Genomic DNA, 24,323 nt, shown 5'->3' with positions numbered 1-24,323 from the left:
CTAGCAAAGCGGAGAGCCGAAAATGGCAAAGAGTAAGTTTGAGCGCAACAAGCCGCACGTCAACATTGGCACGATCGGCCACGTTGACCACGGCAAGACGTCTCTGACGGCAGCAATCACGAAGTACTTCGGTGAGTTCAAGGCGTACGACCAGATCGACGCGGCTCCGGAAGAGAAGGCGCGCGGCATCACGATTTCGACGGCGCACGTCGAATATGAGACGCCGGCCCGCCACTACGCGCACGTCGACTGCCCCGGCCATGCCGACTACGTCAAGAACATGATCACCGGTGCTGCCCAGATGGACGGCGCGATCCTGGTGTGCTCGGCTGCTGACGGCCCGATGCCGCAGACGCGCGAACACATTCTGCTGGCCCGCCAGGTTGGCGTTCCGGCGATCGTGGTGTTCCTGAACAAGGTCGACCAGGTTGACGACGCCGAGCTGCTCGAACTGGTTGAGCTCGAAGTTCGCGAACTGCTGTCGTCCTACGACTTCCCGGGCGACGACATCCCGGTCGTCAAGGGTTCGGCGCTTGCCGCTCTTGAAGATAGCGACAAGAAGATCGGCGAAGACGCGATCCGCGAGCTGATGGCAGCGGTCGACTCTTACATCCCGACGCCTGAGCGTCCGATCGACCAGCCGTTCCTGATGCCGATCGAAGACGTGTTCTCGATCTCCGGCCGCGGCACTGTCGTAACCGGCCGCGTCGAGCGTGGCATTGTCAAGGTTGGCGAAGAAGTCGAGATCGTCGGCATCCGTCCGACCTCGAAGACGACGGTCACCGGCGTTGAAATGTTCCGCAAGCTGCTCGACCAGGGCCAGGCCGGCGACAACATCGGCGCGCTGGTTCGCGGTGTGAACCGTGACGGCGTCGAGCGTGGCCAGATCCTGTGCAAGCCGGGTTCGGTCAAGCCGCACAAGAAGTTCATGGCTGAAGCCTACATCCTGACGAAGGAAGAGGGCGGCCGTCATACGCCGTTCTTCACCAACTACCGTCCGCAGTTCTACTTCCGCACGACCGACGTGACCGGCATCGTCACGCTGCCGGAAGGCACGGAAATGGTCATGCCGGGCGACAACGTCACGGTTGCCGTCGAGCTGATCGTTCCGATCGCGATGGAAGAAAAGCTGCGCTTCGCCATCCGCGAAGGCGGCCGCACCGTCGGCGCCGGTATCGTCGCTTCGATCGTCGAGTAATTCCTTCGGCCGCTCCGGCGGAGTGGCCGATTCGATGACATTATTATGAAGCAGGCGGCGGAAGCCGCTTGCTTATTACACAGAAATATAGCAAATGGCGCGCGAGCGCGATTTGCGTACTGCTTTGGATAACGAAGCGGTGACTAAACAACCAATTAAGGTGGGCTAGAAGGCCCTGAAGACTGGATAGGGTTCCGTTTCGGCGCCCTCTCGATCTTTGAAACCGGTGGTCCGCCTTAGGAAGAAAGAACAACCCGTGTCTTGTCCAGAGACATGTGGGAAACAAACACAAGGATAACGTCGAATGAACGGCCAAAATATCCGCATTCGCCTGAAGGCGTTCGATCACCGGATTCTCGATGCTTCTACGCGCGAGATCGTGTCGACGGCGAAGCGCACCGGTGCAAGCGTCCGGGGCCCCGTTCCGCTTCCGACCCGCATCGAGAAGTTTACGGTCAACCGGTCCCCGCACATCGACAAGAAGAGCCGCGAACAGTTCGAGATGCGCACGCATAAGCGCCTTCTCGACATCGTAGACCCGACCCCGCAGACGGTGGACGCGCTGATGAAGCTCGATCTCGCCGCCGGTGTCGATGTTGAGATCAAGCTCTGAGCTTGCTCGAGCTGAGTTGGAAGGATTGAACCGATGCGTTCAGGTGTGATTGCACAGAAGGTGGGAATGACCCGCGTCTACAACGACGCCGGCGAGCATGTCCCGGTAACGGTACTGCGTATGGACGGCTGCCAGGTCGTTGCCACGCGCACTGTCGAAAAGAATGGCTATACCGCGGTTCAGCTCGGTGCAGGCCAGGCGAAGGTGAAGAACACGTCGAAGGCGATGCGCGGCAACTTTGCTGTCGCCAACGTCGAGCCGAAGGCCAAGCTCGCAGAATTCCGCGTCTCGGAAGACAATCTGCTCGAGATCGGCACCGAGATCAAGGCGGGTCACTTTGCCGCCGGTCAGCTCGTCGACGTGACGGGCACGACGATCGGTAAGGGTTTTGCCGGCGCCATGAAGCGCCACGGTTTCGGCGGTCTGCGTGCCACGCACGGTGTGTCGGTTTCGCACCGCTCGCACGGTTCGACCGGCTCGCGCCAGGATCCGGGCAAGGTTTTCAAGAACAAGAAGATGGCTGGTCACATGGGCCAGACGCGCGTCACGACGCAGAACCTGGAAGTGGTTTCGACCGACGAAGATCGTGGTCTGATCCTGATCAAGGGTGCTGTTCCCGGTTCCAAGGGTGCCTGGATCATCGTGCGCGACGCCGTCAAGTCGGCCGCGAAGTAAGGGAGCCAGATCAATGGAATTGAACGTCAAGACCCTCGAGGGAAAAGACGCCGGGAAGGTTTCCCTTTCGGACGAAATTTTCGGCCTCGAGCCCCGCGAAGACATTCTCGCCCGCGTCATCCGCTGGCAGCTTGCCAAGAAGCAGCAGGGCACGCACAAGGCAAAGGGCCGCGCTGAAGTTTCGCGCACCGGCGCCAAGATGTACAAGCAGAAGGGTACGGGCCGCGCCCGTCACCATTCGGCTCGCGCTCCGCAGTTCCGCGGCGGCGGCAAGGCCCACGGCCCGGTCGTCCGCAGCCACGAGCACGACCTTCCGAAGAAGGTTCGCGCGCTTGGCCTTCGCCACGCCCTTTCGGCCAAGATCAAGGCCGATGACGTCATCGTCATCGACAACCTGGTTGCTGCCGAAGCCAAGACCAAGGCTCTCGCGTCCGCTTTCGAGACGCTCGGCCTGACCAACGCCCTCTTCATCGGCGGCGCAGAGCTTGACGGCAACTTCAAGCTCGCAGCTCAGAACATCCCGAACATCGATGTTCTGCCGATCCAGGGCATCAATGTTTACGACATCGTGCGCCGCGGCAAGCTTGTGCTTTCCAAGGCTGCGGTTGAAGCGCTAGAGGAGCGATTCAAGTGACCGATCTCCGCCACTACGATGTGATCGTCTCCCCGGCGATCACCGAAAAGTCCACGCTGGTATCCGAGAACAACCAGGTTGTTTTCAATGTCGCCAAGCAGGCGACGAAGCCGGAAATCAAGGCTGCGGTCGAGGCGCTCTTCGGCGTCAAGGTCACGGCCGTCAACACTCTGCTGCGCAAGGGCAAGACCAAGCGGTTCCGCGGTTTTGTCGGCAAGCAGAAGGACGTGAAGAAGGCTGTCGTGACGTTGGCTGAAGGCCAGACGATCGACGTCTCCACCAGTCTCTGAGGAACAAGAAAATGGCATTGAAAACATTCAATCCGACGACCCCGAGCCAGCGTCAGCTGGTCATCGTGGACCGCTCCTCGCTCTACAAGGGCAAGCCGGTCAAGGCGCTGACGGAAGGTCTGAGCAAGAGCGGCGGTCGTAACAACCTCGGCCGCATCACTGCCCGCTTCATCGGCGGCGGTCACAAGCGTAGCTACCGTCTGGTCGACTTCAAGCGTCGCAAGTTCGATGTCGAAGGCACCGTCGAGCGTATCGAATACGACCCGAACCGTACGGCTTTCATCGCGCTGGTGAGCTATGCCGACGGCGAGCAGGCCTACATCATCGCTCCGCAGCGTCTTGCTGCCGGCGACAAGGTCATCGCTTCGGAAAAGGCCGTTGACGTCAAGCCCGGCAACACCATGCCGCTGCAGTACATCCCGGTCGGCTCCATCATCCACAACGTGGAAATGAAGCCGGGCAAGGGCGGTCAGATCGCCCGTTCCGCCGGTTCCTACGCGCAGCTCGTCGGTCGTGACCAGGGCATGGCGATCCTTCGCCTGAACTCCGGTGAACAGCGTCTGGTCAGCGGCATCTGCCTCGCTTCGATCGGCGCCGTCTCGAACCCGGACCACGCCAACATCAACGACGGCAAGGCCGGTCGTACCGTTTGGCGCGGCAAGCGTCCGCATAACCGCGGTGTTGTCATGAACCCGGTCGACCATCCGCACGGCGGTGGTGAGGGCCGCACCTCTGGTGGTCGCCATCCGGTGACACCATGGGGAAAGCCGACCAAGGGCAAGCGCACCCGGTCGAACAAGTCGACCGACAAGATGATCATGCGCTCGCGTCATCAGCGTAAGAAGTAAGAGAGGAAGTCTCCAATGGCTCGTTCAGTATGGAAAGGTCCGTTCGTTGACGGCTATCTTCTCAAGAAGGCTGAGAAGGTTCGTGAAGGCGGACGTGCAGAAGTGATCAAGATCTGGAGCCGTCGCTCCACGATCCTGCCGCAGTTCGTCGGTCTTACCTTCGGCGTCTACAACGGCAGCAAGCATATCCCGGTCAGCGTCAATGAAGACATGGTCGGCCACAAATTCGGTGAATTCTCTCCGACCCGCACCTACTACGGTCACGGCGCGGACAAGAAGGCGAAGAGGAAGTAACAATGGGCAAGGCAAAAGCCGAACGCCGGCTGAAGGACAACGAGGCGCAAGCAGTCGCCCGCACGCTCCGCGTCAGCCCCCAGAAGCTCAACCTGGTTGCTGCGGCCATCCGCGGCAAGAAGGTCGAGCGTGCACTCGCTGAGCTGGAGTTCTCCCGCAAGCGCATCGCGGGCGCCGTCAAGAAGACGCTCGAATCCGCGATCGCCAACGCCGAGAACAACCACGATCTCGACGTCGACGCACTCGTCGTCGCCGAGGCTTATGTCGGCAAGTCGATCGTCATGAAGCGCTTCCACGCTCGTGGCCGCGGTCGCGCGTCGCGCATCGAAAAGCCCTTCGCGCACCTGACGATCGTCGTTCGTGAAGTGCAGGCAGCAGAGGAGGCCGCATAATGGGTCAGAAAATCAATCCGATCGGTTTCCGTCTCGGCATCAACCGTACCTGGGATAGCCGCTGGTTCGCGGACAATGCCGAGTACGGTCAGCTGCTGCACGAAGACCTGAAAATGCGCAAGTTCGTCATGAGCGAACTGAAGCAGGCCGGGATCTCCAAGGTGGTCATCGAACGTCCGCACAAGAAGTGCCGCGTCACGATCCACTCGGCCCGTCCGGGCCTGATCATCGGCCGCAAGGGCGCCGACATCGACAAGCTCCGCAAGAAGCTGTCCGATATGACCAACTCGGAAACGCACCTCAACATCGTCGAAGTGCGCAAGCCCGAGGTGGACGCAACGCTGGTCGCTCAGTCGATCGCCCAGCAGCTCGAGCGCCGCGTGGCTTTCCGCCGCGCCATGAAGCGCGCCGTTCAGTCCGCGATGCGTCTTGGCGCCGAAGGCATCAAGATCACCTGCGCCGGCCGTCTCGGCGGTGCGGAAATCGCTCGTACGGAATGGTACCGCGAAGGCCGTGTGCCGCTGCACACGCTGCGCGCCGACATCGACTACGGCACGGCTGAAGCCGAAACCGCATTCGGTATCTGCGGCATCAAGGTATGGATCTTCAAGGGCGAAATCCTTGAGCACGATCCGATGGCTTCCGAACGTCGCGCGCTGGAAGGCGACGCACAGGGTCCGGCAAGCCGCGAACGCGACCGTGGCGATCGTCGCCGCGAACGCGACAACGCGTAATTAGCGCTGGCGAAAGATAAGCTCGGAGAAGTAAGAAAATGTTGCAGCCAAAGCGTACTAAGTACCGCAAGCAGTTCAAGGGCCGCATCAAGGGCGTCGCCAAGGGCGGTTCCGACCTTGCCTTCGGCGAATTCGGCCTGAAGGCTCAGGAGCCGAACCGCGTTAACGCACGTGAAATCGAAGCGGCACGCCGCGCGATCACGCGTTACATGAAGCGCGCCGGCCGTGTATGGATCCGCGTGTTCCCGGACGTTCCGGTAACCGCAAAGCCGACCGAAGTCCGCATGGGTAAGGGTAAGGGCTCCGTTGAGTACTGGGCATGCAAGGTCAAGCCCGGTCGTATGATGTTCGAGATCGACGGCGTCAGCGAAGAGATCGCCCGTGAGGCGCTTCGTCTCGGCTCTGCCAAGCTCTCGGTCAAGACGCGCTTCGTACAGCGCATTGCAGAGTAAGGATTGAGCTCATGAAAGCCTCAGATGTTCGCGCGTTGACCGCCGACCAACTCAAGGACGAGCTTGCCAAGCTGAAGAAGGAGCAGTTCAACCTGCGCTTCCAGAAGGCGACCGGCCAGCTCGAAAAGTCCTCGCGCATCAACGAAGTCCGCAAGGACATCGCCCGCGTCAAAACCATTGCCCGCCAGAAGGCGGCAGAAGTTAAGGCCTAAAGGAAGAAAAATATGCCGAAGCGCATCCTGCAGGGCGTCGTCGTTGGCGACAAGAACGAGAAGACGGTAGTGGTTCGCGTCGAGCGTCGTTTCGCTCACCCGCTGCTCCAGAAGACCGTTCGTCGTTCCAAGAAGTACAAGGCCCACGACGAAAACAACCAGTACAAGATCGGCGATACCGTATCCATCGAGGAATGCGCGCCGATCTCCAAGGACAAGCGCTGGACGGTGATCGCCGCCCAGGGCAGGTAAACAGAATTTTGCGCGAGGCCTTGCGTCTCGCCGAAATATCTGTATGAAGCAGCGTCAGAACGCTCGAATGCCGGGCGTTCTTTTGCTTTGAGCGCACGGAAGGTCCCGTTCGGGAAACCACCCTGGCACGATCGACCCCGCGCTATTCAGCTATTGCCGCGTTCCTGCTTGCCTTAATGGCAGGTTGGTCGGCGAACATTTTCATAAGCCGGAGTAGGGGGCCCAGGCCCAACCATTCCGGTAAACCAAGAAGGCGACCTGATATGATTCAGATGCAAACAAACCTCGACGTCGCGGATAATTCCGGCGCACGTCGTGTCATGTGCATCAAGGTGCTGGGCGGCTCGAAGCGCAAGTATGCCTCGATCGGCGACGTCATCGTCGTTTCGATCAAGGAAGCGATCCCGCGCGGCCGCGTGAAGAAGGGTGACGTGATGAAGGCGGTTGTCGTTCGCACCGCCAAGGACATCCGTCGTCCGGATGGCTCGGTCATCCGCTTCGACACCAACGCAGCAGTCCTCATCGACAACAAGAAAGAGCCGATCGGCACCCGTATCTTCGGACCGGTTCCGCGCGAACTTCGCGCCAAGAACCACATGAAGATCATCTCGCTGGCTCCCGAAGTACTGTAAGGAGCGGAAGCGATGCAGAAGATTCGTAAGGGCGACAAGGTCGTCATGCTCGCTGGCAAGGACAAGGGCCGTACCGGCGAAGTCGTTCAGGTCATGCCGAAGGAAGATCGTGCCGTTGTTCGTGGCGTCAACGTCGTCAAGCGCCACCAGCGCCAGACGCAGACCCAGGAAGCCGGCATCATCAACAAGGAAGCCCCGGTTCACCTGTCCAACATTGCAATCGTCGACAAGGACGGCAAGCCGACCCGCGTCGGTTTCAAGGTCGTTGACGGCAAGAAGGTCCGTGTGGCCAAGCGTTCTGGAGAAGTGATCGATGGCTGAGGCAAAATACGAGCCGCGGCTCAAGAAGGAATATGTCGAGCGCATCCGCAAGGCGATGCAGGAGCAGTTCTCCTACGCCAACGAGATGATGATCCCAAAGCTCGACAAGATCGTGATCAACATGGGTGTCGGCGAAGCGACCGCTGACTCGAAGAAGCCGACGGTTGCTGCCGCCGACCTCGCAGCGATCGCCGGCCAGAAGCCGGTCATCACCCGTGCACGCAACTCTATCGCAGGCTTCAAGGTCCGCGAACAGATGCCGATCGGCGCCAAGGTCACCCTGCGCGGCGCCCGCATGTACGAGTTCCTGGACCGTCTGGTCAACATCGCGCTCCCGCGCGTTCGCGACTTCCGCGGCCTGAACCCGAAGAGCTTTGACGGCCGTGGCAACTTCGCCATGGGCATCAAGGAGCACATTGTGTTCCCTGAGATCAACTACGACAAGGTTGATCAGATGTGGGGCATGGACATCATCGTTTGCACGACGGCGACGACCGACGACGAAGCACGGGCTCTTCTGAAAGAGTTCAGCTTCCCGTTCCGTCAATAACCGTAACGACGAGCGTAGAAAAGGAACCTGACATGGCGAAGACAAGCGCAGTTGAAAAGAACAAGCGCCGCCGTACTACGGTCGCCAACCAGGCCGCTAAGCGGGCTGCGTTGAAGGCGATCATCATGAACCAGGCTCTTCCGATCGAAGAGCGGTTCAAGGCCTCGATCAAGCTGGCATCCCTGCCGCGTGATGGATCGAAGACCCGCATTCGCAACCGTTGCGAAGTCTCGGGGCGTCCGCGCGCATATTACCGCAAACTGCGTATGTCGCGTATTGCGCTGCGTGAACTGGGCAATCTCGGCAAGGTGCCGGGCATCGTCAAGTCGAGCTGGTAAGGAGCAGGTTAGATGACAATGACTGATCCGTTGGGCGATATGCTCACCCGTATCCGTAACGGCGCTTCCCGCCGCAAGTCGTCGGTCTCGACGCCTGCGTCCAAGCTCCGTGCACGTGTTCTCGATGTCCTGCAGTCCGAAGGCTACATCCGTGGCTACTCCGTTGTCGATTTCGGCAACGGCAAGTCGGAACTCAGCATCGAGTTGAAATATTATGAAGGCGCATCGGTGATCCGTGAGATCGGCCGTGTGTCCAAGCCGGGCCGCCGGGTTTATGTCTCGGTCAAGTCCATTCCGCAGGTCGCGAACGGTCTCGGCATCACCATCCTTTCGACTCCGAAGGGCGTGATGGCCGATCACCAGGCTCGCGAACAGAACGTTGGTGGCGAGGTTCTTTGCTCGGTCTTCTAAGATCGGGCAGGGATCTCCATAGCGAACAGACAGGATTGAAACATGTCTCGTATCGGTAAAAAGCCCGTTCAGGTGCCTGCTGGGATCACGGCTACGGTCGATGGCCAGAAGGTTACTGCAAAGGGCCCGAAGGGCGAGCTGTTTTTCGTCGCTAACGACGAAATCAGCCTCAAGCTCGAAGATAATGCGGTCGTCGTGACGCCCGTGAACCAGACCAAGGATGCACGGTCGAAGTGGGGCATGTCCCGCACGATGATCGAAGGTATCTTCAAGGGCGTCAAGGACGGTTTCGAGCGCAAGCTTGAAATCAACGGCGTCGGTTACCGCGCCGCCATGCAGGGCAAGAACCTGCAGCTGGCTCTCGGTTTCAGCCACGACGTGGTCTATGAACCGCCGGTCGGCATCACGATCGCTGTTCCGAAGCCGACGGAAATCGTCGTCAGCGGTATCAACAAGCAGCAGGTCGGCCAGGTTGCCGCCGAAATCCGCGAATATCGCGGTCCCGAGCCCTACAAGGGCAAGGGCGTCAAGTATGCCGACGAGCGGATCGTCCGCAAAGAAGGCAAGAAGAAGTAAGGATCACGCGAAATGGCTAGCAGGAAAGAAGCACTTGCACGTCGTGCCAACCGCGTGCGCCGTCATATCAAGTCGGTGGCCAATGGCCGTCCGCGCCTGTCGGTTCATCGCTCCTCGAAGAACATCTATGCCCAGATCATCGATGATGTGGCCGGCAAGACGCTTGCGTCCGCCTCCACCCTCGACAAGGATCTGCGTGGTTCTCTGAAGACCGGTGCTGATACCGCAGCAGCTGCCCTCGTCGGCAAGCTCGTTGCAGAGCGCGCTTCGAAGGCGGGCGTCACCGAGGTCGTGTTCGACCGCGGCGCCTTCATCTATCACGGCCGCATCAAGGCGCTCGCCGATGCCGCCCGCGAAGGCGGTCTCACATTCTGATCAGTTTCCGGCCGGACGCTTTGCGCCGGCCGGATTTTCGCCGGATCGCAAGGCACTCCCCAAGAAGGGAGGCTGATGCGGTCCACATTTGTTTGCCGATTGCACCCGGAAAAGAAAAAGGAAGAGGACAATGGCACAGGAAAGAAGGCCGCAGCGGGAAGACCGCCAGAGCCGTGAAGAGCGCGATAGCGAATTCGTCGACAAGCTTGTCGCGATCAACCGCGTCGCCAAGGTCGTCAAGGGCGGCCGTCGTTTTGGTTTCGCAGCACTCGTCGTCGTTGGCGACCAGAAGGGCCGCGTCGGCTTCGGCCATGGCAAGGCACGCGAAGTGCCGGAAGCCATCCGCAAGGCAACCGAAGCCGCCAAGCGCGAACTGATCTTCGTACCGCTGCGTGACGGCCGTACGCTGCATCACGACGTTCATGGCCGCCATGGCGCCGGCAAGGTTCTGCTGCGCTCGGCCAAGGTCGGTACCGGCATCATCGCCGGCGGTCCGATGCGCGCCGTTTTCGAAACCCTCGGCATGCATGACGTCGTCGCCAAGTCGACCGGTTCGTCGAACCCCTACAACATGGTTCGCGCCACCTTCGACGCTCTGAAGCACCAGGTTCACCCGAAGGACATCGCAGCTCAGCGCGGCATCAAGTATGCAACGCTGCAGGCTCGTCGTAGCGCCTCCGGCAACGCCTCTGAAGAATAAGAGGAGCTGACCAATGGCCAAGGCTACCAAGAAGGCTGAAGCGAAGACTGTCACGATCGAACAGATCGGCAGCCCGATTCGCCGTCCGGACGTCCAGCAGCGCACGCTGATCGGTCTCGGACTGAACAAGATGCACCGTCGCCGCACGCTGGAGGATACCCCTTCGGTTCGTGGCATGATCCGTGCTGTCCAGCATCTCGTTCGCGTCGTCGACGAGAAGTGAGACGGAGGAAACGCTCATGAAACTCAATGAAATCAAGGACAACGAAGGCTCGACCCACAGCCGCAAGCGCCTCGGCCGCGGTATCGGCTCGGGCTCGGGCAAGACCGGTGGTCGCGGTGTGAAGGGTCAGAAGTCCCGTTCCGGCGTCGCCATCAACGGCTTCGAAGGCGGCCAGATGCCGATCTATCGTCGCCTGCCGAAGCGCGGCTTCAACAACATCTTCGCTTCCGACTTCGTCGTCGTGTCGCTCGCCCGTATCCAGGCTGCGATCGACGCCGGCAAGCTCGATGCGAAGGCCACCGTTGACGCAGCCTCCCTCAAGGCTGCCGGCGTCATCCGCCGCGCCAAGGACGGCGTCCGCGTTCTCGCCGACGGCGAGCTCAAGGCCAAGATCACCATCGTCGTCGCAGGCGCTTCCAAGCCTGCCGTCGAGAAGATCGAAAAGGCCGGCGGCAGCGTGACCCTGCTTTCGGCTCCTGCTGCAGCCGAATAATAATCTGATGATATGTCGCCCGGGGTGCTTCACACCGGGCGATTTTGCTCCCATATGTGGGCCTCACAAAATGTTGGCTGGCGCGCCCGCGTCATGCCGATAAGACTGGAAACAAGGGTGAGGCATGGGGTTGCGCTGCAATCCGTTCCAAGCCCGGTTTTGAATAATTTTCATACTGATTCCGGGGCCGGCCTGTCCCCCAGAGACGGTCGGAATTGGTAGCGCGGAGAATCGCATGGCTTCTGCAGCGGAACAATTGGCATCCAACCTCAATTTTTCGACCTTTGCCAAAGCCGAGGATTTGAAGAAGCGCTTGTGGTTCACACTGGCAGCTCTCCTCGTCTACAGGCTCGGTACCCATATTCCGCTTCCGGGTCTCAACCCCGAAGCCTATGCCCAGGCTTTCCGCGGCCAGGCAGGCGGCATCCTCGGCCTTTTCAACATGTTCTCGGGCGGCGCCGTCGAGCGCATGGCGATCTTCGCGCTCGGCATCATGCCTTATATCTCCGCCTCGATCATCGTGCAGCTGATGACCTCGGTCGTGCCGGCGCTCGAAAACCTGAAGAAGGAAGGCGAACAGGGTCGTAAGATCATCAACCAGTACACCCGTTACGGCACGGTGATTCTCGGCGCACTGCAGGCCTACGGCATTGCTGCCGGTCTTGAGAGCGGCCAGGGGCTCGTCGTCGATCCGGGCTGGTTCTTCCGCGTTTCCACCGTACTGACGCTGCTGGGCGGCACGATGTTCCTGATGTGGCTCGGCGAGCAGATCACCTCGCGCGGCATCGGCAACGGCATCTCGCTGATCATCTTCGCCGGCATCGCCGCCGGTCTTCCCACGGCCCTTGCAGGCACGCTCGAACTCGGCCGCACCGGTGCGCTGTCGACCCCGCTCATCCTGCTCGTCATTATCGTCGCGATCGGCGTCATAGGCGTCATCGTCTTCGTCGAACGTGCGCAACGCCGGCTGCTGATCCAGTATCCGAAGCGCCAGGTCGGCAACCGCATGTTCCAGGGCGACACCTCGCATCTGCCGCTGAAGCTCAACACCTCGGGCGTCATCCCGGCGATTTTCGCGTCGTCGCTGCTCCTGCTGCCGGCAACGATCGCCGGCTTTGCCAGCACCACAGCGATGCCGGCCTGGGCGACCTCGATCGTTGCGGCGCTCGGCCATGGTCAGCCGCTCTACATGGTGCTCTATGCGGCACTGATCGCCTTCTTCGCCTTCTTCTACACCGCCATCGTCTTCAATCCGAAGGACACGGCCGACAATCTGAAGAAGCACGGCGGCTTCATTCCTGGCATTCGCCCGGGTGAGCGCACCGCCGAATACATCGACTACGTGCTGACCCGTATCACGGTCATCGGCGCGATCTATCTCGTCTTCGTCTGCATCCTTCCCGAGATTCTGGTGTCGCAAACCGGCATTCCGTTAGCCCTTGGTGGGACTTCGCTTTTGATCGTGGTTAGCGTAACTCTTGATACGGTTGCACAGATCCAGGGTCACCTGATCGCGCAGCAATACGAAGGCCTGATCAAGAAATCGAAGTTGCGTGGAGGAAAGAGGGGGCGATGAGACTTATCCTTTTGGGGCCGCCGGGCGCGGGCAAGGGAACCCAGGCCCAGCGGATCGTGGAAAAGCACGGCATTCCGCAGCTTTCCACGGGTGATATGCTGCGTGCGGCGGTCAATGCCGGCACGGAAGTCGGCAAGCGCGCCAAGGCGGTGATGGACGCGGGCAAGCTGGTCTCGGATGAGATCGTGATTGCCATCGTTTCGGAGCGAATCGACCAGCCCGATTGCGCCAACGGCTTCATTCTCGACGGCTTCCCCCGGACGCTGGTCCAGGCTGATGCCACTGAGGCGATGCTGAAGGCGAAGGGTCTCGCTCTCTCTGTCGTGGTCGAATTCCGAGTCGATGATGCCGAACTGGTCCGTCGCGTTGCCGGTCGCTACTCCTGCGCGCAGTGCGGTAGCGTCTATCACGACACCGACAAGGTTCCGGCCAATGAAGGCGTTTGCGACAAGTGCGGTTCAACCCACTTCAAGCGCCGTCCGGACGACACTCCGGAAACCATGACGGCGCGGCTGCAGGTCTACTACAAGGAAACCTCACCGCTGATCGGCTACTACCATGCCAAGGGCAAGCTCAGGTCCGTCGACGGCATGGCGGAGATCGATCAGGTAACCGCCGAGGTCGAAGCCATTCTTTCCAAGCTTTAAGGCTTTGAAAATAAAACTTGGCGGAACGGTTGCTTTTCAGCAGTGATTCCGCTAAACACCGCGCCAACTCGCGACATTCCATGCGATCGGCGCGGATTTCCCAGGGAAGTCCGGGTTCGGTCGTTTTGACATGTTGCGGACCTAAATTTGAACGGGCGGTTCCAAAGACCGCATAACGAAGCCCACTTGCCGGATGGCAACTGGAATGCAAGGAGAACAGGCGTGGCACGTATCGCTGGCGTCAACATCCCGACTGCAAAGCGCGTCGTCATCGCGCTGACCTACATTCACGGGATCGGTCCGAAATTCGCACAGGAAATCGTCGAGAAGGTCGGTATTCCGGCTGAACGTCGTGTGCATCAGCTGACGGACGCTGAAGTCCTTCAGATCCGCGAAGCCATCGACCGCGACTATCAGGTCGAGGGTGATCTTCGTCGCGATACCGCGATGAACATCAAGCGCCTGATGGATCTCGGCTGCTACCGCGGCCTGCGTCATCGCCGCGGCCTTCCGGTCCGCGGTCAGCGCACGCACACCAATGCCCGCACCCGCAAGGGGCCGGCAAAGGCAATCGCTGGCAAGAAGAAGTAATTTCCGGGAAACCGGGATGAGGGGGCTGGCGGGCTGCGCCGGCCTCTTTTGAGTTTGGAGCGGGACCATATAGGCGCCGTTCCGGTGTAGCCGCTGGCATTACGGCGGTGAAGAGATCAACGAAAGGAATAGCATGGCTAAGGAAGCCGTCCGCGTTCGCCGTCGCGAGCGCAAGAATATCTCGTCGGGTGTCGCTCACGTCAACTCGACCTTCAACAACACGATGATCACCATCACCGATGCGCAGGGCAATGCGATCGCCTGGTCGTCGGCCGGCGCCAAGGGCTTCAAGGGCTCGCGCAAGTCGACCCCGTTCGCCGCCCAGATCGCTGCCGAAGACTGCGCCAAGAAGGCCCAGGAGCACGGCATGAAGTCGCTGGAAGTCGAAGTCTGCGGCCCGGGTTCGGGTCGTGAATCGGCTCTGCGCGCGCTCCAGGCTGCGGGTTTCATGATCACGTCCATCCGCGACGTGACCCCGATCCCGCACAATGGCTGCCGTCCGCGCAAGAAGCGCCGCGTCTGATCATCGCTATCGTCACCGGTGAGCGCCTTCGCGCTCCCGGTGGTTTTCAAGCTCGGTTGCCACGATTGGATGGTGGCAACGAACGGAAGGCAAACTCATGATTCAGAAGAACTGGCAGGAACTGATCAAGCCGAACAAGGTGGAGTTCTCTTCGAGCTCGCGCACCAGGGCGACGCTCGTTGCCGAACCGCTGGAGCGCGGCTTCGGCCTCACCCTCGGCAACGCGCTGCGTCGCGTTCTGCTCTCCTCGCTGCGCGGTGCCGCCGTCACGGCGGTGCAGATCGACGGCGTGCTGCATGAATTCTCCTCGATCCCGGGCGTCCGCGAAGACGTCACGGACATCGTGCTCAACATCAAGGAAATCGCCATCAAGATGGATGGCGACGACGCAAAGCGCATGGTCGTGCGCAAGCAGGGCCCGGGCGTTGTTACGGCTGGCGACATCCAGACGGTCGGCGATATCGAAATCCTCAACCCCGAGCATGTGATCTGCACGCTCGACGAGGGTGCCGAAATCCGCATGGAATTCACCGTCAACAACGGCAAGGGCTACGTTCCGGCCGAACGCAATCGTGCGGAAGATGCTCCGATCGGTCTCATCCCGGTCGACAGCCTTTATTCGCCGGTCAAGAAGGTGTCCTACAAGGTTGAAAATACCCGCGAAGGACAGGTTCTCGACTACGACAAGCTGAACATGACCATCGAAACCGATGGCTCGATCACCGGCGAAGACGCCGTCGCTTTTGCGGCGCGCATCCTCCAGGATCAGCTTGGCGTCTTCGTCAACTTTGACGAGCCGCAGAAGGAAACCGAAGAGGAAGCAGTCACCGAACTCGCTTTCAACCCGGCTCTCCTCAAGAAGGTGGACGAACTCGAGCTGTCGGTCCGTTCGGCAAACTGCCTGAAGAACGACAACATCGTCTACATCGGCGACCTCATTCAGAAGACCGAAGCAGAAATGCTCCGCACACCGAATTTTGGTCGCAAGTCGCTGAACGAAATCAAGGAAGTTCTCGCTTCCATGGGCCTGCACCTCGGCATGGAAGTGCCGGCATGGCCACCCGAGAACATCGAAGATCTCGCCAAGCGTTACGAAGACCAATACTGAGAAAACAAAAGGCAGGCTCTATCGGCTGCCTTTCCCCGTCAAACAGCAGGCATATCGCCTGCATGTGCCAGGAAACGGCAGGCCCGGTAACGAAGTAAGGGCACTGCATTAAAGGAGAATAGCAATGCGCCACGCAAAGGCCGGCCGCAAGCTGAACAGAACCGCAAGCCACCGCAAGGCGATGTTCGCCAACATGGCGGCTTCGCTGATCACCCACGAGCAGATCGTCACGACTCTGCCGAAGGCCAAGGAAATCCGTCCGATCGTCGAGAAGCTCGTCACGCTCGGCAAGCGCGGCGACCTGCACGCTCGCCGTCAGGCGATCTCGCAGATCCGCGACGCCGCCGTCGTTTCGAAGCTGTTCGACACGATTGCAACGCGTTACGCCACCCGCAATGGCGGCTACCTGCGCATTATGAAGGCCGGCTTCCGCCAGGGCGACAACGCCGCCATGGCCGTCATCGAATTCGTTGACCGCGACACCTACGCCAAGGGCGCCGCTGACAAGGCCCGCGTCGCTGCCGAAGAGCAGGCCGTCGCAGCTTAATCTTCCGCTCCTGCGGAAACGAAACAGCCGGGCTGCAAAGCCCGGCTGTTTTCGTTGGTGCGGACGATGCGAGGAGGGGGGCGTCGGTCCGGGCAGGTAACGCCTCGTTCGATCATTGGAAATTGGCACTTCAGCCGCAGCGGCGGCTGGGCTTGAGACAGGACAGGTTCATTTGTCTGAAATCGTTCAAATCAGCTCTCGCCTACAGGTCCGTCGTCTCGCCGCCGTCCTTGTGGTGATCGCACTCGGGCTGGCGCTCAGGCGCTTTGGCTATGCGGCCGGTCTGCCCTTCGTCCTTGTCAAATATGGTGGGTCGGCGCTCTGGGGCGCAATGGTCGATCTGCTGGTGGCGCTGATTGTCGCCAGGCCAGGACCGGCTGTCATTGCCGTCATGGCGCTGTTCATCGCGATCTCGGTGGAATTATTCCGGCTCTACCACACGCCCTGGCTCGACGCGTTTCGACTGACCACAGCAGGCGCGCTGCTGCTCGGCCGCATCTTTTCCCCGTGGAACATTCTGGCCTACGCGGTTGGCATAGCGGCAGCGTACCTGTTCGATCCCGCACGCCGGTGATCCCTTATGAAGCCGACGCCACAGCGCGATTGCGCGTCCGGCCCTGGGCCTTTTTCCGGCTGCGGGCGATCGGCCGCCAGGAGCGGTAGAGGATAAGGGCGGTGATCAGCCCGACATAGATATATTGCTCGAGATCGAGGATCTTGGTCGAAAGCGCGAAGTGCAGCGCCCCGCTGGCGGCGATGATGTAGACCAGACGATGCAGCCAGTTCCAGTCCGCGCCAAGGCGGCGGATCGAGAAATTGTTGGACGTCGCCGCCAGCGGAATAAGCATCGCCAGCGCCGCCATGCCGAACATGATGAAAGGGCGCTTCAGCACGTCGTTGATGACCGCTTGGATATCCATCGCCTGGTCGAGCACCATGTAGACGGTGAAATGCATCAGCGCGTAGTAGAAGGTCAAAAGCCCCAGCGCGCGGCGGTAGCGCAGATAGTTCCAGCCGAGAAGCTCGCGGACAGGCGAGACGGCAAGTGTTGCGATCAGGAACCGGATCGTCCAGATGCCGAGGAAGAGCTCGAAGGTCTTGACCGGATCGGCGCCGAGCTGATCGGTCGCGCCGAGATAGAAGGTCCAGGCGGCCGGCAGGAGACCGACGGCATAAAGCAGCCAGACCGAGGCGGGTTGCCAGCGTTTCGGGATGGCGAGCGACAATTCCGCCATCAGAAATTCGCCTTCAGGTCCATGCCTGCGTAAAGGCTCGCCACCTCGTCGGCATAGCCGTTGAAGGGCAGGGTGGGGCGGCGGCTGGCGCCGAAGAAGCCGCTTTCGCCGATGCGCCTCTCGCTTGCCTGGCTCCAGCGCGGATGGTCGACGGCAGGGTTGACGTTGGCGTAGAAGCCGTATTCCTGCGGATTGGTCACCTGCCAGGTATTCTTCGGCTGCTGGTCGGTAAGGGTGATTCTGACGATCGACTTGATGCCCTTGAAGCCGTATTTCCACGGCACGACGAGGCGGATCGGCGCGCCGTTCTGGTTCGGCAGCGTTTCGCCATAGAGCCCGACGGCAAGCAGCGTCAGCGGATGGCGCGCTTCGTCGAGCCGCAGGCCCTCGACATAAGGCCAGTCAAGCGACTGGAAGAAACCCTTCTGCCCCGGCATCTCTTCCGGACGGACGACGGTTTCGAAGGCGACATATTTGGCGCTGCCGAGCGGCTCGACTTTGTCGAGCAGCGATGCCAGCGGAAAGCCGTCCCAGGGAATGACCATCGACCAGGCTTCGACGCAGCGCATCCGATAGGTGCGTTCCTCGATCGGGAATTCCTTGATCAGTGCCTCGAAGTCGAAGGTGCCAGGCTTGTTGACCATGCCGTCGACCTTGACCGTCCAGGGCAGCGGCTTGAAATCGCCGGAATTTGCCGCAGGGTCACCCTTGTCGAGGCCGAACTCATAGAAATTGTTGTAGGTGGTGACGTCCTTGATCGGCGTCGGCTTCTCGTCGACCTTATACTTGCTCTCGACGGCAGAAAGGGCGGCCGCACTCGCCTTGCCGGCGCCGTAAAGCGCCATGGCGCCGAGCGCTGCAGCACCGAGGAATTCCCGCCGGCGCATATAGATCTGGCGCGGCGTGATCTCCGACGACGCGATCTTCGGGGGGCGATAGCTTGGCATGTCGAAACCTCCAGGGCGGATTTCTTGAATATAGTTCTTAAACGAACCGCCCGCATGTTCGGATTAGCTATGCCTTGAATCTCGCCGACGGGAAGCCAATTTTTTGTGTTCGGCTGTGATGGAATAGGCTGTAACCAAAAGCTCGCGCCGAACCGTATATCATCGATGGCGCTCGAGGTGCCTTCCCGGCAGCGTACCGGATTTGACCTTGCCGGTAGTGACAGCCCCGGTCGATTGGATTAGGACAATTCCAAAAGGCAGCGTTCGCCCGGCCCGCAGGCTTCATGCCGCTTCGCTTCGCCTGACCATTTCCGACACGTCGAGGAAGACACCGATGCCAGCTTACCGTTCCAGAACCACGACCCACGGCCGCAACATGGCAGGCGCGCGCGGCCTTTGGCGCGCCACGGGCATGAAGGATTCGGATTTCGGCAAGCCGATCATCGCGGTGGTGAATTCCTTCACCCAGTTCGTGCCCGGCCACGTGCACCTGAAGGACCTCGGCCAGCTCGTCGCCCGCGAAATCGAGGCGGCCGGCGGTGTCGCCAAGGAATTCAACACGATCGCCGTGGACGACGGCATCGCCATGGGCCATGACGGCATGCTCTATTCGCTGCCGTCGCGCGAACTGATCGCCGATAGCGTCGAATACATGGTCAATGCCCATTGCGCCGACGCAATGGTCTGCATTTCCAACTGCGACAAGATCACCCCCGGCATGCTGATGGCGTCACTGCGCCTCAATATCCCGACCGTCTTCGTCTCCGGCGGTCCGATGGAAGCGGGCAAGGTTGTGCTGCACGGCAAGACCCACGCGCTCGATCTCGTCGATGCCATGGTCGCCGCCGCCGACGACAAGATCAGCGACGAGGATGTCCAGACCATCGAACGCTCGGCCTGTCCGACCTGCGGTTCCTGCTCCGGCATGTTCACCGCCAATTCGATGAACTGCCTGACGGAAGCGCTCGGCCTGTCGCTGCCCGGCAACGGCTCGACGCTCGCCACCCATGCCGACCGCAAGCGCCTCTTCGTCGAGGCCGGCCATCTTATCGTCGATCTCGCCCGCCGTTATTATGAGCAGGACGACGTCAAGGCGCTGCCGCGCACCATCGCCTCCAAGCAGGCTTTCGAGAACGCCATGGCGCTCGATATCGCCATGGGCGGTTCGACCAACACCGTCCTGCACATCCTGGCCGCCGCCCATGAAGGCGAGGTCGATTTCACCATGGCCGATATCGACGCGCTGTCGCGCCGCGTGCCGTGCCTTTCGAAGGTCGCGCCCGCCAAGAGCGACGTGCATATGGAAGACGTGCACCGCGCCGGCGGCATCATGTCGATCCTCGGAGAGCTCGACAAGGGCGGCCTGCTGAACCGCGATTGCCCGACCGTCCATGCCGAGACGCTGGGCGACGCAATCGACCGCTGGGACATTACCCGCACCAACAGCGACACCGTCCGCAATTTCTATCGCGCAGCTCCGGGCGGCATCCCGACCCAGGTCGCTTTCAGCCAGGAAGCCCGCTGGGACGATCTCGACACGGATCGCCAGAACGGCGTCATCCGTTCGGTCGAGCATCCTTTCTCGAAAGACGGCGGTCTTGCCGTGCTTAGGGGCAATCTTGCGATCGACGGCTGCATCGTCAAGACGGCCGGCGTCGATGAATCGATCCTGAAATTCTCCGGCCCCGCCCGCGTTTTCGAAAGCCAGGACGCCTCCGTCAAGGCGATCCTCGCCAACGAGGTGAAGGCCGGCGATGTCGTCGTCATCCGCTATGAGGGCCCGAAGGGCGGCCCCGGCATGCAGGAAATGCTCTATCCGACGAGCTATCTGAAGTCGAAGGGCCTCGGCAAGGCCTGCGCGCTGATCACCGACGGCCGCTTTTCCGGCGGCACCTCCGGCCTTTCGATCGGCCATGTCTCGCCGGAAGCGGCGAATGGCGGCACGATCGGCCTGGTCCGCGAGGGCGACATGATCGACATCGACATCCCGAACCGCACCATCAGCCTGCGCGTCGGCGAGGCCGAACTTGCCGCCCGCCGCGCCGAGCAGGACGGCAAGGGCTGGCATCCCACAGAAGTCCGCAAGCGCAATGTCACCACGGCGCTCAAGGCCTATGCCGCTTTCGCAACAAGCGCCGACCGCGGCGCCGTGCGCGACCTGAACGCCCGCTAAGAGCCAGCTGCTCTGCCGACCGGCCGCTTCAAAGCGGCCGGTTGATGTTTTTATAACTCTCGCCGAGCTGCTTCATCCGCTCGTCATAGGCCGCCTTGATACAGGCCGCATCTGCCCCGCATTCCTGCCGCTTCTTCAGCCAGGCCGTCTGTTCGTCCTGCAATGTTCCGCGCGAGCCCATGGCCATCAGCCCGGAGAGCAGCTCGAAGGTCGTGACCATCCTGACATCGGCATCGTTGAGTGCCCGGTTGTCACAGATTGCTTTTTCGTCCGGCTTCAATTCTTTCGCATCGCAATCGAAGCTCGCCGCCTTGGCCATCTCCGATCCCGAAGTGAGGATCGCCAGGCCAAGGGCCATCGTCATCGCTTTTTTTGCCATCATTCCTATGTTCCTGTTGCCGCCCATCAGGCCAGCTGGCGCAATGCCAGAGCCAGGAAGATGATGCAGGCGAGCCAGACGGCAAGCATGAAGATCAACCCGCCTCGCCCGGAGGGACGCTCGAGGCGCCTTGACGCTTCCACACGCAGCTCGCTCATCACATCAGCCGGAACAAGCCGTATCGCCAGCAGGATGCCGAGCGGCACGATGACGAGATCGTCGAGATAGCCGAGCACGGGAATGAAATCGGGGATGAGATCGACCGGCGACAGCGCATAGGCCGCAACGGCGCCCGCAACCGCCTTCGCATACCACGGCACCCTGGCATCGCGCGCAGCAAGCCACAGGGCGACGATGTCACGCTTCAGTGACTTCGACCAGATTTTGGCTTTGGATATCAGTTGCATGGCCAGTCTTCCTGAATCGTATTCTCAAAGGCCTGAAGCAAAATCTCCTGAGGCCCCGACTGCCTTATTCTTCCATGCTTCCGCCCTCTTTCCTTTTTAGCGTCGGGTCGCAAAACAGGGCGATTTCAGGCCGGTTCCGCCTAAAATCTGAACCCTGTTCGCAATTGAATAGTTAGAGCATGATGTCGTTTGAAAACCGCTCACACTTTTCGGCATCATGCTCTAAAACGTTGCTCAAAAGGATTCAAAAGGGATAATCATGCAAGGCCCGTTCAAACACGCCTCCGTTTCGCTGCTCGCTCTGACGCTGTTTCTGCCAGCCGCGGCTTACGCACAGACGGCAAAGACGGTGCCCGAGAGCCAGATGCAGATGCAGCTCTCCTTCGCGCCGCTCGTCAAGCAGACATCGGGCGCTGTCGTCAATGTCTATGCGGAAAAGACCATCCAGCGTCAGTCGCCCTTTGCCGGTGATCCCTTCTTCGAGCAGTTTTTCGGCCAGCAGATGCCGAACCGCTCGGAAAAGCAGTCCTCGCTCGGCTCGGGCGTCATCGTCGAGGCGAACGGCACCGTCGTCACCAACAATCACGTCGTCGAAGGCGCCGATGATATCAAGGTGGCGCTGCCGGATGGCCGCGAATTCCCTTGCAAGGTGGTGCTGCGTGACGACCGCGTCGATCTCGCCGTGCTGAAGATCGACAGCAAGGAGAGCTTCCCGGCGCTGCCGATCGGTAATTCCGACGCGGTCGAGGTCGGTGATCTCGTGCTGGCGATCGGCAATCCCTTCGGCGTCGGCCAAACGGTGACGAACGGCATTGTCTCGGCGCTTGCCCGCAACCAGGTGGTCAGGAATGAGTTCGGCTTCTTCATCCAGACCGATGCCTCGATCAATCCCGGCAATTCCGGCGGCGCGCTGATGAACATGAAAGGCGAGCTGATCGGCATCAACACGGCGATCTTCTCGCGCGGCGGCGGCTCGAACGGCATCGGCTTCGCCATCCCCGCCAATCTCGTCAAGGTCTTCCTCGCCTCGGCCGATGCCGGCGTCAAATCATTCGAGCGGCCCTATGTCGGCGCGAGCTTCGATGCCGTGACCTCGGAAGTGGCTGAGGCGCTGGGGCTCAACAAGGCGCGCGGTGCGCTCGTCGTGAAGGTCTCGGAAGGCGGCCCGGCCGCCAAGGCCGGGCTGAAGGCCGGCGAAATTGTCACCGCCGTCGACGGGATTTCCGTCGAACATCCGGATGCGCTGCTCTACCGGCTGACCACGGCCGGTCTCGGCAAGTCGGTCAAACTCACCGTCGTCGAGAATGGCCGCGAGCAACAACTGTCGCTGACGCTCGATCGCGCCCCGGAAACCTCGCCGCGAGATCAGCGCACGATCGGCGGGCGTACCCCCTTCAGCGGCGCTGTCGTCGAGAACCTGTCGCCGCGGGTGGCCGACGAGCTGCGCATGCCGCCCGAGTCGGCCGGTGTCGTGGTCTCCGACGTGAAGGAGGGGTCGCCCGCCGCCCGTCTCGGTTTCGAGCCGAAGGACATCATCGTCTCGATCAACGGCACCGATGTGAATACCACCAGCGAACTTTCCGAGATCGCTGAGAGCGACCCCGGGCTCTGGCGGGTGGAGATCGAGCGTGATGGTCAGCGCATACGGCAGTTCTTCCGATGAGCAATGATCTCTTCGCGCCGCGTGTTCCGGAGGAGGTCGCCGCCAGGCGGCCGCTTTCCGACCGGCTGCGGCCGAAGACGCTCGCCGATGTCACCGGTCAGGACCATCTGACCGGTGAGGATGGCGTACTGAAACGAATGATCGAGAGCGGTTCGCTCGGCTCTATGATCTTCTGGGGCCCGCCCGGCACCGGCAAGACGACGGTGGCGCGTCTGCTTTCGGGTGAGGCCGGGCTGGCCTTCGAGCAGATATCGGCGATCTTTTCCGGTGTCGCCGATCTGAAGAAGGTGTTCGAGGCGGCCCGCATGCGCCGCATGGACGGCCGCCAGACGCTGCTCTTCGTCGACGAGATCCATCGGTTCAACCGCGCCCAGCAGGACAGTTTCCTGCCTGTTATGGAGGACGGCACCGTCATCCTCGTCGGCGCCACCACCGAAAACCCGTCCTTTGAGCTCAACGCCGCTCTTTTGTCGCGCGCCCGCGTCCTGACCTTCAAATCGCATGACGAGGAGAGCCTGGAGGAATTGCTGAAGCGCGCCGAGGCGATCGAGCAGAAGCCGCTGCCGCTGGTGGAAGAGGCACGTGCCAGCCTGATCCGCATGGCCGACGGCGATGGCCGCGCGGTGCTGACGCTCGCTGAAGAGGTCTGGCGCGCCGCCCGCGAGGGCGAGAGTTTCGATACCGAAGGCCTGACGCGCATCGTCCAGCGCCGCGCCCCGGTCTATGACAAGGCGCAGGACGGCCATTACAATCTGATCTCGGCACTGCATAAATCCGTTCGCGGCTCGGATCCCGATGCCGCGCTCTATTATCTCGCCCGCATGTTCGATGCCGGCGAGGATCCGCTCTATCTCGGCCGGCGGCTGGTTCGTATGGCGGTCGAGGATATCGGCCTTGCCGATCCGCAGGCGCTGGTGATCTGCAACGCCGCCAAGGATGCCTATGACTATCTAGGCTCTCCGGAAGGGGAGCTGGCGCTCGCTCAGGCCTGCGTCTATCTCGCCACCGCGCCGAAATCCAATGCCGTCTATACCGCCTTCAAGGCGGCAAGCCAAGCCGCCAAGCAGAACGGCTCGCTGCTGCCGCCGAAGCACATCCTCAATGCGCCGACCAAGCTGATGAAGGGCGAAGGTTACGGCGAAGGATATCGCTACGACCATGACGAGCCGGACGCTTTTTCCGGCCAGGACTATTTTCCGGAAAAAATGGGCCGGCAGACCTTCTACGACCCGCCGGAGCGCGGGTTTGAACGTGAGATTCGCAAGCGGCTGGAATGGTGGGCGAAGCTTCGCAAGGAGCGCAATCCGCGCTGAG

36 protein-coding genes are annotated in these 24,323 nt (G+C 61.1%); 32 read left to right on the top strand and 4 right to left on the bottom strand.

What is annotated here, in order from left to right; translation table 11 throughout:
* Positions 1-22: 22 nt before the first annotated feature.
* From tuf to C4N04_RS00115, 29 genes are all read left to right on the top strand, one after another.
* On the top strand, positions 23-1,198 hold the full coding sequence (tuf, locus tag C4N04_RS00255) for an elongation factor Tu (protein ID WP_009996414.1): 1,176 nt from the start codon (positions 23-25) through the stop codon (positions 1,196-1,198).
* 304 nt (positions 1,199-1,502) lie between these two features.
* Positions 1,503-1,811: a 30S ribosomal protein S10 gene (rpsJ, locus tag C4N04_RS00250; protein ID WP_003547547.1), complete on the top strand. Its 309-nt coding sequence runs from the start codon at positions 1,503-1,505 to the stop codon at positions 1,809-1,811.
* A 33-nt stretch (positions 1,812-1,844) separates the two neighbouring features.
* Entirely contained in the window at positions 1,845-2,486 is a 642-nt protein-coding gene (gene rplC, locus C4N04_RS00245; RefSeq protein WP_016734008.1) for a 50S ribosomal protein L3, read from the top strand.
* A 13-nt stretch (positions 2,487-2,499) separates the two neighbouring features.
* On the top strand, positions 2,500-3,120 hold the full coding sequence (gene rplD / locus C4N04_RS00240; protein WP_004674918.1) for a 50S ribosomal protein L4: 621 nt from the start codon (positions 2,500-2,502) through the stop codon (positions 3,118-3,120).
* Positions 3,117-3,410, top strand: a complete 294-nt coding sequence (locus C4N04_RS00235) for a 50S ribosomal protein L23 (protein ID WP_106795227.1) — start codon at positions 3,117-3,119, stop codon at positions 3,408-3,410. The genes rplD and C4N04_RS00235 overlap by 4 nt, the downstream gene beginning before the upstream one ends.
* A gap of 11 nt (positions 3,411-3,421) precedes the next feature.
* Positions 3,422-4,258: a 50S ribosomal protein L2 gene (gene rplB / locus C4N04_RS00230; protein ID WP_009986456.1), complete on the top strand. Its 837-nt coding sequence runs from the start codon at positions 3,422-3,424 to the stop codon at positions 4,256-4,258.
* A 15-nt stretch (positions 4,259-4,273) separates the two neighbouring features.
* The gene (gene rpsS / locus C4N04_RS00225) at positions 4,274-4,552 is read left to right on the top strand and encodes a 30S ribosomal protein S19 (RefSeq protein ID WP_003573797.1); all 279 of its coding nucleotides are present in this window, start codon (positions 4,274-4,276) and stop codon (positions 4,550-4,552) included.
* Between the two features lie 2 nt (positions 4,553-4,554).
* The gene (rplV, locus tag C4N04_RS00220; RefSeq protein WP_004674922.1) at positions 4,555-4,944 is read left to right on the top strand and encodes a 50S ribosomal protein L22; all 390 of its coding nucleotides are present in this window, start codon (positions 4,555-4,557) and stop codon (positions 4,942-4,944) included.
* Positions 4,944-5,678, top strand: a complete 735-nt coding sequence (gene rpsC / locus C4N04_RS00215; protein WP_003573793.1) for a 30S ribosomal protein S3 — start codon at positions 4,944-4,946, stop codon at positions 5,676-5,678. Before rplV ends, rpsC begins: the two co-directional genes overlap by 1 nt.
* 38 nt (positions 5,679-5,716) lie before the next feature.
* On the top strand, positions 5,717-6,130 hold the full coding sequence (rplP, locus tag C4N04_RS00210) for a 50S ribosomal protein L16 (protein WP_003573792.1): 414 nt from the start codon (positions 5,717-5,719) through the stop codon (positions 6,128-6,130).
* 11 nt (positions 6,131-6,141) lie between these two features.
* Positions 6,142-6,342: a 50S ribosomal protein L29 gene (gene rpmC / locus C4N04_RS00205; protein ID WP_004674925.1), complete on the top strand. Its 201-nt coding sequence runs from the start codon at positions 6,142-6,144 to the stop codon at positions 6,340-6,342.
* Between the two features lie 12 nt (positions 6,343-6,354).
* Complete coding sequence (gene rpsQ, locus C4N04_RS00200; RefSeq protein ID WP_096771963.1) at positions 6,355-6,594, top strand: 30S ribosomal protein S17; 240 nt, start codon at positions 6,355-6,357, stop codon at positions 6,592-6,594.
* 263 nt (positions 6,595-6,857) lie between these two features.
* A complete protein-coding gene (rplN, locus tag C4N04_RS00195; RefSeq protein ID WP_003573790.1) occupies positions 6,858-7,226 on the top strand; it encodes a 50S ribosomal protein L14 in 369 nt (122 codons plus the stop codon).
* Between the two features lie 12 nt (positions 7,227-7,238).
* Positions 7,239-7,547 (top strand): 50S ribosomal protein L24, encoded by a 309-nt coding sequence (rplX, locus tag C4N04_RS00190; protein ID WP_004674929.1) that lies wholly within the window; start codon positions 7,239-7,241, stop codon positions 7,545-7,547.
* A complete protein-coding gene (rplE, locus tag C4N04_RS00185; RefSeq protein ID WP_003573788.1) occupies positions 7,540-8,097 on the top strand; it encodes a 50S ribosomal protein L5 in 558 nt (185 codons plus the stop codon). The genes rplX and rplE overlap by 8 nt, the downstream gene beginning before the upstream one ends.
* Before the next feature lie 32 nt (positions 8,098-8,129).
* A complete protein-coding gene (rpsN, locus tag C4N04_RS00180) occupies positions 8,130-8,435 on the top strand; it encodes a 30S ribosomal protein S14 (RefSeq protein WP_003573787.1) in 306 nt (101 codons plus the stop codon).
* 12 nt (positions 8,436-8,447) lie between these two features.
* Positions 8,448-8,846 (top strand): 30S ribosomal protein S8, encoded by a 399-nt coding sequence (gene rpsH / locus C4N04_RS00175; RefSeq protein WP_003547562.1) that lies wholly within the window; start codon positions 8,448-8,450, stop codon positions 8,844-8,846.
* 42 nt (positions 8,847-8,888) lie between these two features.
* The gene (rplF, locus tag C4N04_RS00170; RefSeq protein WP_038688286.1) at positions 8,889-9,422 is read left to right on the top strand and encodes a 50S ribosomal protein L6; all 534 of its coding nucleotides are present in this window, start codon (positions 8,889-8,891) and stop codon (positions 9,420-9,422) included.
* Between the two features lie 12 nt (positions 9,423-9,434).
* Positions 9,435-9,797: a 50S ribosomal protein L18 gene (gene rplR / locus C4N04_RS00165; protein ID WP_038688288.1), complete on the top strand. Its 363-nt coding sequence runs from the start codon at positions 9,435-9,437 to the stop codon at positions 9,795-9,797.
* A gap of 130 nt (positions 9,798-9,927) precedes the next feature.
* Positions 9,928-10,497, top strand: coding sequence for a 30S ribosomal protein S5 (rpsE, locus tag C4N04_RS00160; RefSeq protein WP_003573784.1), 570 nt, complete (start codon positions 9,928-9,930; stop codon positions 10,495-10,497).
* 13 nt (positions 10,498-10,510) lie between these two features.
* Positions 10,511-10,720 carry a 50S ribosomal protein L30 gene (rpmD, locus tag C4N04_RS00155; RefSeq protein WP_003547566.1) on the top strand — a complete coding sequence of 70 codons (210 nt, stop codon included), beginning with the start codon at positions 10,511-10,513 and terminating at the stop codon, positions 10,718-10,720.
* Between the two features lie 16 nt (positions 10,721-10,736).
* Complete coding sequence (rplO, locus tag C4N04_RS00150) at positions 10,737-11,213, top strand: 50S ribosomal protein L15 (protein ID WP_038688291.1); 477 nt, start codon at positions 10,737-10,739, stop codon at positions 11,211-11,213.
* A gap of 235 nt (positions 11,214-11,448) precedes the next feature.
* Positions 11,449-12,789: a preprotein translocase subunit SecY gene (secY, locus tag C4N04_RS00145; protein WP_038688293.1), complete on the top strand. Its 1,341-nt coding sequence runs from the start codon at positions 11,449-11,451 to the stop codon at positions 12,787-12,789.
* Positions 12,786-13,436, top strand: a complete 651-nt coding sequence (locus C4N04_RS00140) for an adenylate kinase (protein WP_038688295.1) — start codon at positions 12,786-12,788, stop codon at positions 13,434-13,436. The genes secY and C4N04_RS00140 overlap by 4 nt, the downstream gene beginning before the upstream one ends.
* A 222-nt stretch (positions 13,437-13,658) precedes the next feature.
* Entirely contained in the window at positions 13,659-14,027 is a 369-nt protein-coding gene (gene rpsM / locus C4N04_RS00135) for a 30S ribosomal protein S13 (RefSeq protein WP_003573772.1), read from the top strand.
* A 133-nt stretch (positions 14,028-14,160) separates the two neighbouring features.
* Positions 14,161-14,550 carry a 30S ribosomal protein S11 gene (gene rpsK / locus C4N04_RS00130; RefSeq protein ID WP_003547577.1) on the top strand — a complete coding sequence of 130 codons (390 nt, stop codon included), beginning with the start codon at positions 14,161-14,163 and terminating at the stop codon, positions 14,548-14,550.
* A gap of 97 nt (positions 14,551-14,647) precedes the next feature.
* Entirely contained in the window at positions 14,648-15,658 is a 1,011-nt protein-coding gene (locus C4N04_RS00125; protein ID WP_003547579.1) for a DNA-directed RNA polymerase subunit alpha, read from the top strand.
* Between the two features lie 124 nt (positions 15,659-15,782).
* Positions 15,783-16,205: a 50S ribosomal protein L17 gene (gene rplQ / locus C4N04_RS00120; RefSeq protein WP_009995243.1), complete on the top strand. Its 423-nt coding sequence runs from the start codon at positions 15,783-15,785 to the stop codon at positions 16,203-16,205.
* A 172-nt stretch (positions 16,206-16,377) separates the two neighbouring features.
* Entirely contained in the window at positions 16,378-16,779 is a 402-nt protein-coding gene (locus C4N04_RS00115) for a DUF2809 domain-containing protein (RefSeq protein ID WP_096764931.1), read from the top strand.
* Between the two features lie 4 nt (positions 16,780-16,783).
* On the opposite strand, the gene msrQ is transcribed toward C4N04_RS00115, so the two are convergent.
* Entirely contained in the window at positions 16,784-17,440 is a 657-nt protein-coding gene (msrQ, locus tag C4N04_RS00110; RefSeq protein ID WP_106795226.1) for a protein-methionine-sulfoxide reductase heme-binding subunit MsrQ, read from the bottom strand.
* Positions 17,440-18,387 (bottom strand): protein-methionine-sulfoxide reductase catalytic subunit MsrP, encoded by a 948-nt coding sequence (gene msrP / locus C4N04_RS00105; RefSeq protein WP_096764929.1) that lies wholly within the window; start codon positions 18,385-18,387, stop codon positions 17,440-17,442. The genes msrQ and msrP overlap by 1 nt, the downstream gene beginning before the upstream one ends.
* A gap of 334 nt (positions 18,388-18,721) precedes the next feature.
* Here msrP and ilvD point away from each other — a divergent pair, with 334 nt between their 5' ends.
* Entirely contained in the window at positions 18,722-20,560 is a 1,839-nt protein-coding gene (gene ilvD, locus C4N04_RS00100) for a dihydroxy-acid dehydratase (protein WP_106795225.1), read from the top strand.
* A gap of 28 nt (positions 20,561-20,588) precedes the next feature.
* Here ilvD and C4N04_RS00095 read toward each other — a convergent pair whose 3' ends face one another.
* Together C4N04_RS00095 and C4N04_RS00090 are read right to left on the bottom strand one after the other, a co-directional pair.
* On the bottom strand, positions 20,589-20,942 hold the full coding sequence (locus C4N04_RS00095; RefSeq protein WP_077991475.1) for a lysozyme inhibitor LprI family protein: 354 nt from the start codon (positions 20,940-20,942) through the stop codon (positions 20,589-20,591).
* Positions 20,943-20,965: 23 nt separating this feature from the next.
* On the bottom strand, positions 20,966-21,346 hold the full coding sequence (locus C4N04_RS00090) for a DUF1232 domain-containing protein (protein ID WP_009996076.1): 381 nt from the start codon (positions 21,344-21,346) through the stop codon (positions 20,966-20,968).
* Positions 21,347-21,605: 259 nt separating this feature from the next.
* Here C4N04_RS00090 and C4N04_RS00085 point away from each other — a divergent pair, with 259 nt between their 5' ends.
* Together C4N04_RS00085 and C4N04_RS00080 are read left to right on the top strand one after the other, a co-directional pair.
* Complete coding sequence (locus C4N04_RS00085) at positions 21,606-23,009, top strand: DegQ family serine endoprotease (RefSeq protein ID WP_077991476.1); 1,404 nt, start codon at positions 21,606-21,608, stop codon at positions 23,007-23,009.
* Positions 23,006-24,322, top strand: coding sequence for a replication-associated recombination protein A (locus C4N04_RS00080; protein ID WP_106795224.1), 1,317 nt, complete (start codon positions 23,006-23,008; stop codon positions 24,320-24,322). The genes C4N04_RS00085 and C4N04_RS00080 overlap by 4 nt, the downstream gene beginning before the upstream one ends.
* The last annotated feature ends 1 nt before the right edge of the window (position 24,323 follow it).

This window comes from Rhizobium sp. H4 (genome assembly GCF_003013335.1).
Classification (GTDB): domain Bacteria; phylum Pseudomonadota; class Alphaproteobacteria; order Rhizobiales; family Rhizobiaceae; genus Rhizobium; species Rhizobium sophoriradicis.
Note: the sequence above shows the minus strand (reverse complement) of the source record. Positions and strands in the feature narration are given on the sequence as shown.

Bases quoted from the DNA above. Each gene is read 5' to 3' on its own strand.
- tuf (WP_009996414.1), top strand. From the start codon at position 23: ATGGCAAAGAGTAAGTTTGAGCGCAACAAGCCGCACGTCAACATTGGC.
- rpsJ (WP_003547547.1), top strand. From the start codon at position 1,503: ATGAACGGCCAAAATATCCGCATTCGCCTGAAGGCGTTCGATCACCGG.
- rplC (WP_016734008.1), top strand. From the start codon at position 1,845: ATGCGTTCAGGTGTGATTGCACAGAAGGTGGGAATGACCCGCGTCTAC.
- rplD (WP_004674918.1), top strand. From the start codon at position 2,500: ATGGAATTGAACGTCAAGACCCTCGAGGGAAAAGACGCCGGGAAGGTT.
- rplB (WP_009986456.1), top strand. From the start codon at position 3,422: ATGGCATTGAAAACATTCAATCCGACGACCCCGAGCCAGCGTCAGCTG.
- rpsS (WP_003573797.1), top strand. From the start codon at position 4,274: ATGGCTCGTTCAGTATGGAAAGGTCCGTTCGTTGACGGCTATCTTCTC.
- rplV (WP_004674922.1), top strand. From the start codon at position 4,555: ATGGGCAAGGCAAAAGCCGAACGCCGGCTGAAGGACAACGAGGCGCAA.
- rpsC (WP_003573793.1), top strand. From the start codon at position 4,944: ATGGGTCAGAAAATCAATCCGATCGGTTTCCGTCTCGGCATCAACCGT.
- rplP (WP_003573792.1), top strand. From the start codon at position 5,717: ATGTTGCAGCCAAAGCGTACTAAGTACCGCAAGCAGTTCAAGGGCCGC.
- rpmC (WP_004674925.1), top strand. From the start codon at position 6,142: ATGAAAGCCTCAGATGTTCGCGCGTTGACCGCCGACCAACTCAAGGAC.
- rpsQ (WP_096771963.1), top strand. From the start codon at position 6,355: ATGCCGAAGCGCATCCTGCAGGGCGTCGTCGTTGGCGACAAGAACGAG.
- rplN (WP_003573790.1), top strand. From the start codon at position 6,858: ATGATTCAGATGCAAACAAACCTCGACGTCGCGGATAATTCCGGCGCA.
- rplX (WP_004674929.1), top strand. From the start codon at position 7,239: ATGCAGAAGATTCGTAAGGGCGACAAGGTCGTCATGCTCGCTGGCAAG.
- rplE (WP_003573788.1), top strand. From the start codon at position 7,540: ATGGCTGAGGCAAAATACGAGCCGCGGCTCAAGAAGGAATATGTCGAG.
- rpsN (WP_003573787.1), top strand. From the start codon at position 8,130: ATGGCGAAGACAAGCGCAGTTGAAAAGAACAAGCGCCGCCGTACTACG.
- rpsH (WP_003547562.1), top strand. From the start codon at position 8,448: ATGACAATGACTGATCCGTTGGGCGATATGCTCACCCGTATCCGTAAC.
- rplF (WP_038688286.1), top strand. From the start codon at position 8,889: ATGTCTCGTATCGGTAAAAAGCCCGTTCAGGTGCCTGCTGGGATCACG.
- rplR (WP_038688288.1), top strand. From the start codon at position 9,435: ATGGCTAGCAGGAAAGAAGCACTTGCACGTCGTGCCAACCGCGTGCGC.
- rpsE (WP_003573784.1), top strand. From the start codon at position 9,928: ATGGCACAGGAAAGAAGGCCGCAGCGGGAAGACCGCCAGAGCCGTGAA.
- rpmD (WP_003547566.1), top strand. From the start codon at position 10,511: ATGGCCAAGGCTACCAAGAAGGCTGAAGCGAAGACTGTCACGATCGAA.
- rplO (WP_038688291.1), top strand. From the start codon at position 10,737: ATGAAACTCAATGAAATCAAGGACAACGAAGGCTCGACCCACAGCCGC.
- secY (WP_038688293.1), top strand. From the start codon at position 11,449: ATGGCTTCTGCAGCGGAACAATTGGCATCCAACCTCAATTTTTCGACC.
- C4N04_RS00140 (WP_038688295.1), top strand. From the start codon at position 12,786: ATGAGACTTATCCTTTTGGGGCCGCCGGGCGCGGGCAAGGGAACCCAG.
- rpsK (WP_003547577.1), top strand. From the start codon at position 14,161: ATGGCTAAGGAAGCCGTCCGCGTTCGCCGTCGCGAGCGCAAGAATATC.
- C4N04_RS00125 (WP_003547579.1), top strand. From the start codon at position 14,648: ATGATTCAGAAGAACTGGCAGGAACTGATCAAGCCGAACAAGGTGGAG.
- rplQ (WP_009995243.1), top strand. From the start codon at position 15,783: ATGCGCCACGCAAAGGCCGGCCGCAAGCTGAACAGAACCGCAAGCCAC.
- msrQ (WP_106795226.1), bottom strand. From the start codon at position 17,440: ATGGCGGAATTGTCGCTCGCCATCCCGAAACGCTGGCAACCCGCCTCG.
- msrP (WP_096764929.1), bottom strand. From the start codon at position 18,387: ATGCCAAGCTATCGCCCCCCGAAGATCGCGTCGTCGGAGATCACGCCG.
- ilvD (WP_106795225.1), top strand. From the start codon at position 18,722: ATGCCAGCTTACCGTTCCAGAACCACGACCCACGGCCGCAACATGGCA.
- C4N04_RS00095 (WP_077991475.1), bottom strand. From the start codon at position 20,942: ATGATGGCAAAAAAAGCGATGACGATGGCCCTTGGCCTGGCGATCCTC.
- C4N04_RS00090 (WP_009996076.1), bottom strand. From the start codon at position 21,346: ATGCAACTGATATCCAAAGCCAAAATCTGGTCGAAGTCACTGAAGCGT.
- C4N04_RS00085 (WP_077991476.1), top strand. From the start codon at position 21,606: ATGCAAGGCCCGTTCAAACACGCCTCCGTTTCGCTGCTCGCTCTGACG.
- C4N04_RS00080 (WP_106795224.1), top strand. From the start codon at position 23,006: ATGAGCAATGATCTCTTCGCGCCGCGTGTTCCGGAGGAGGTCGCCGCC.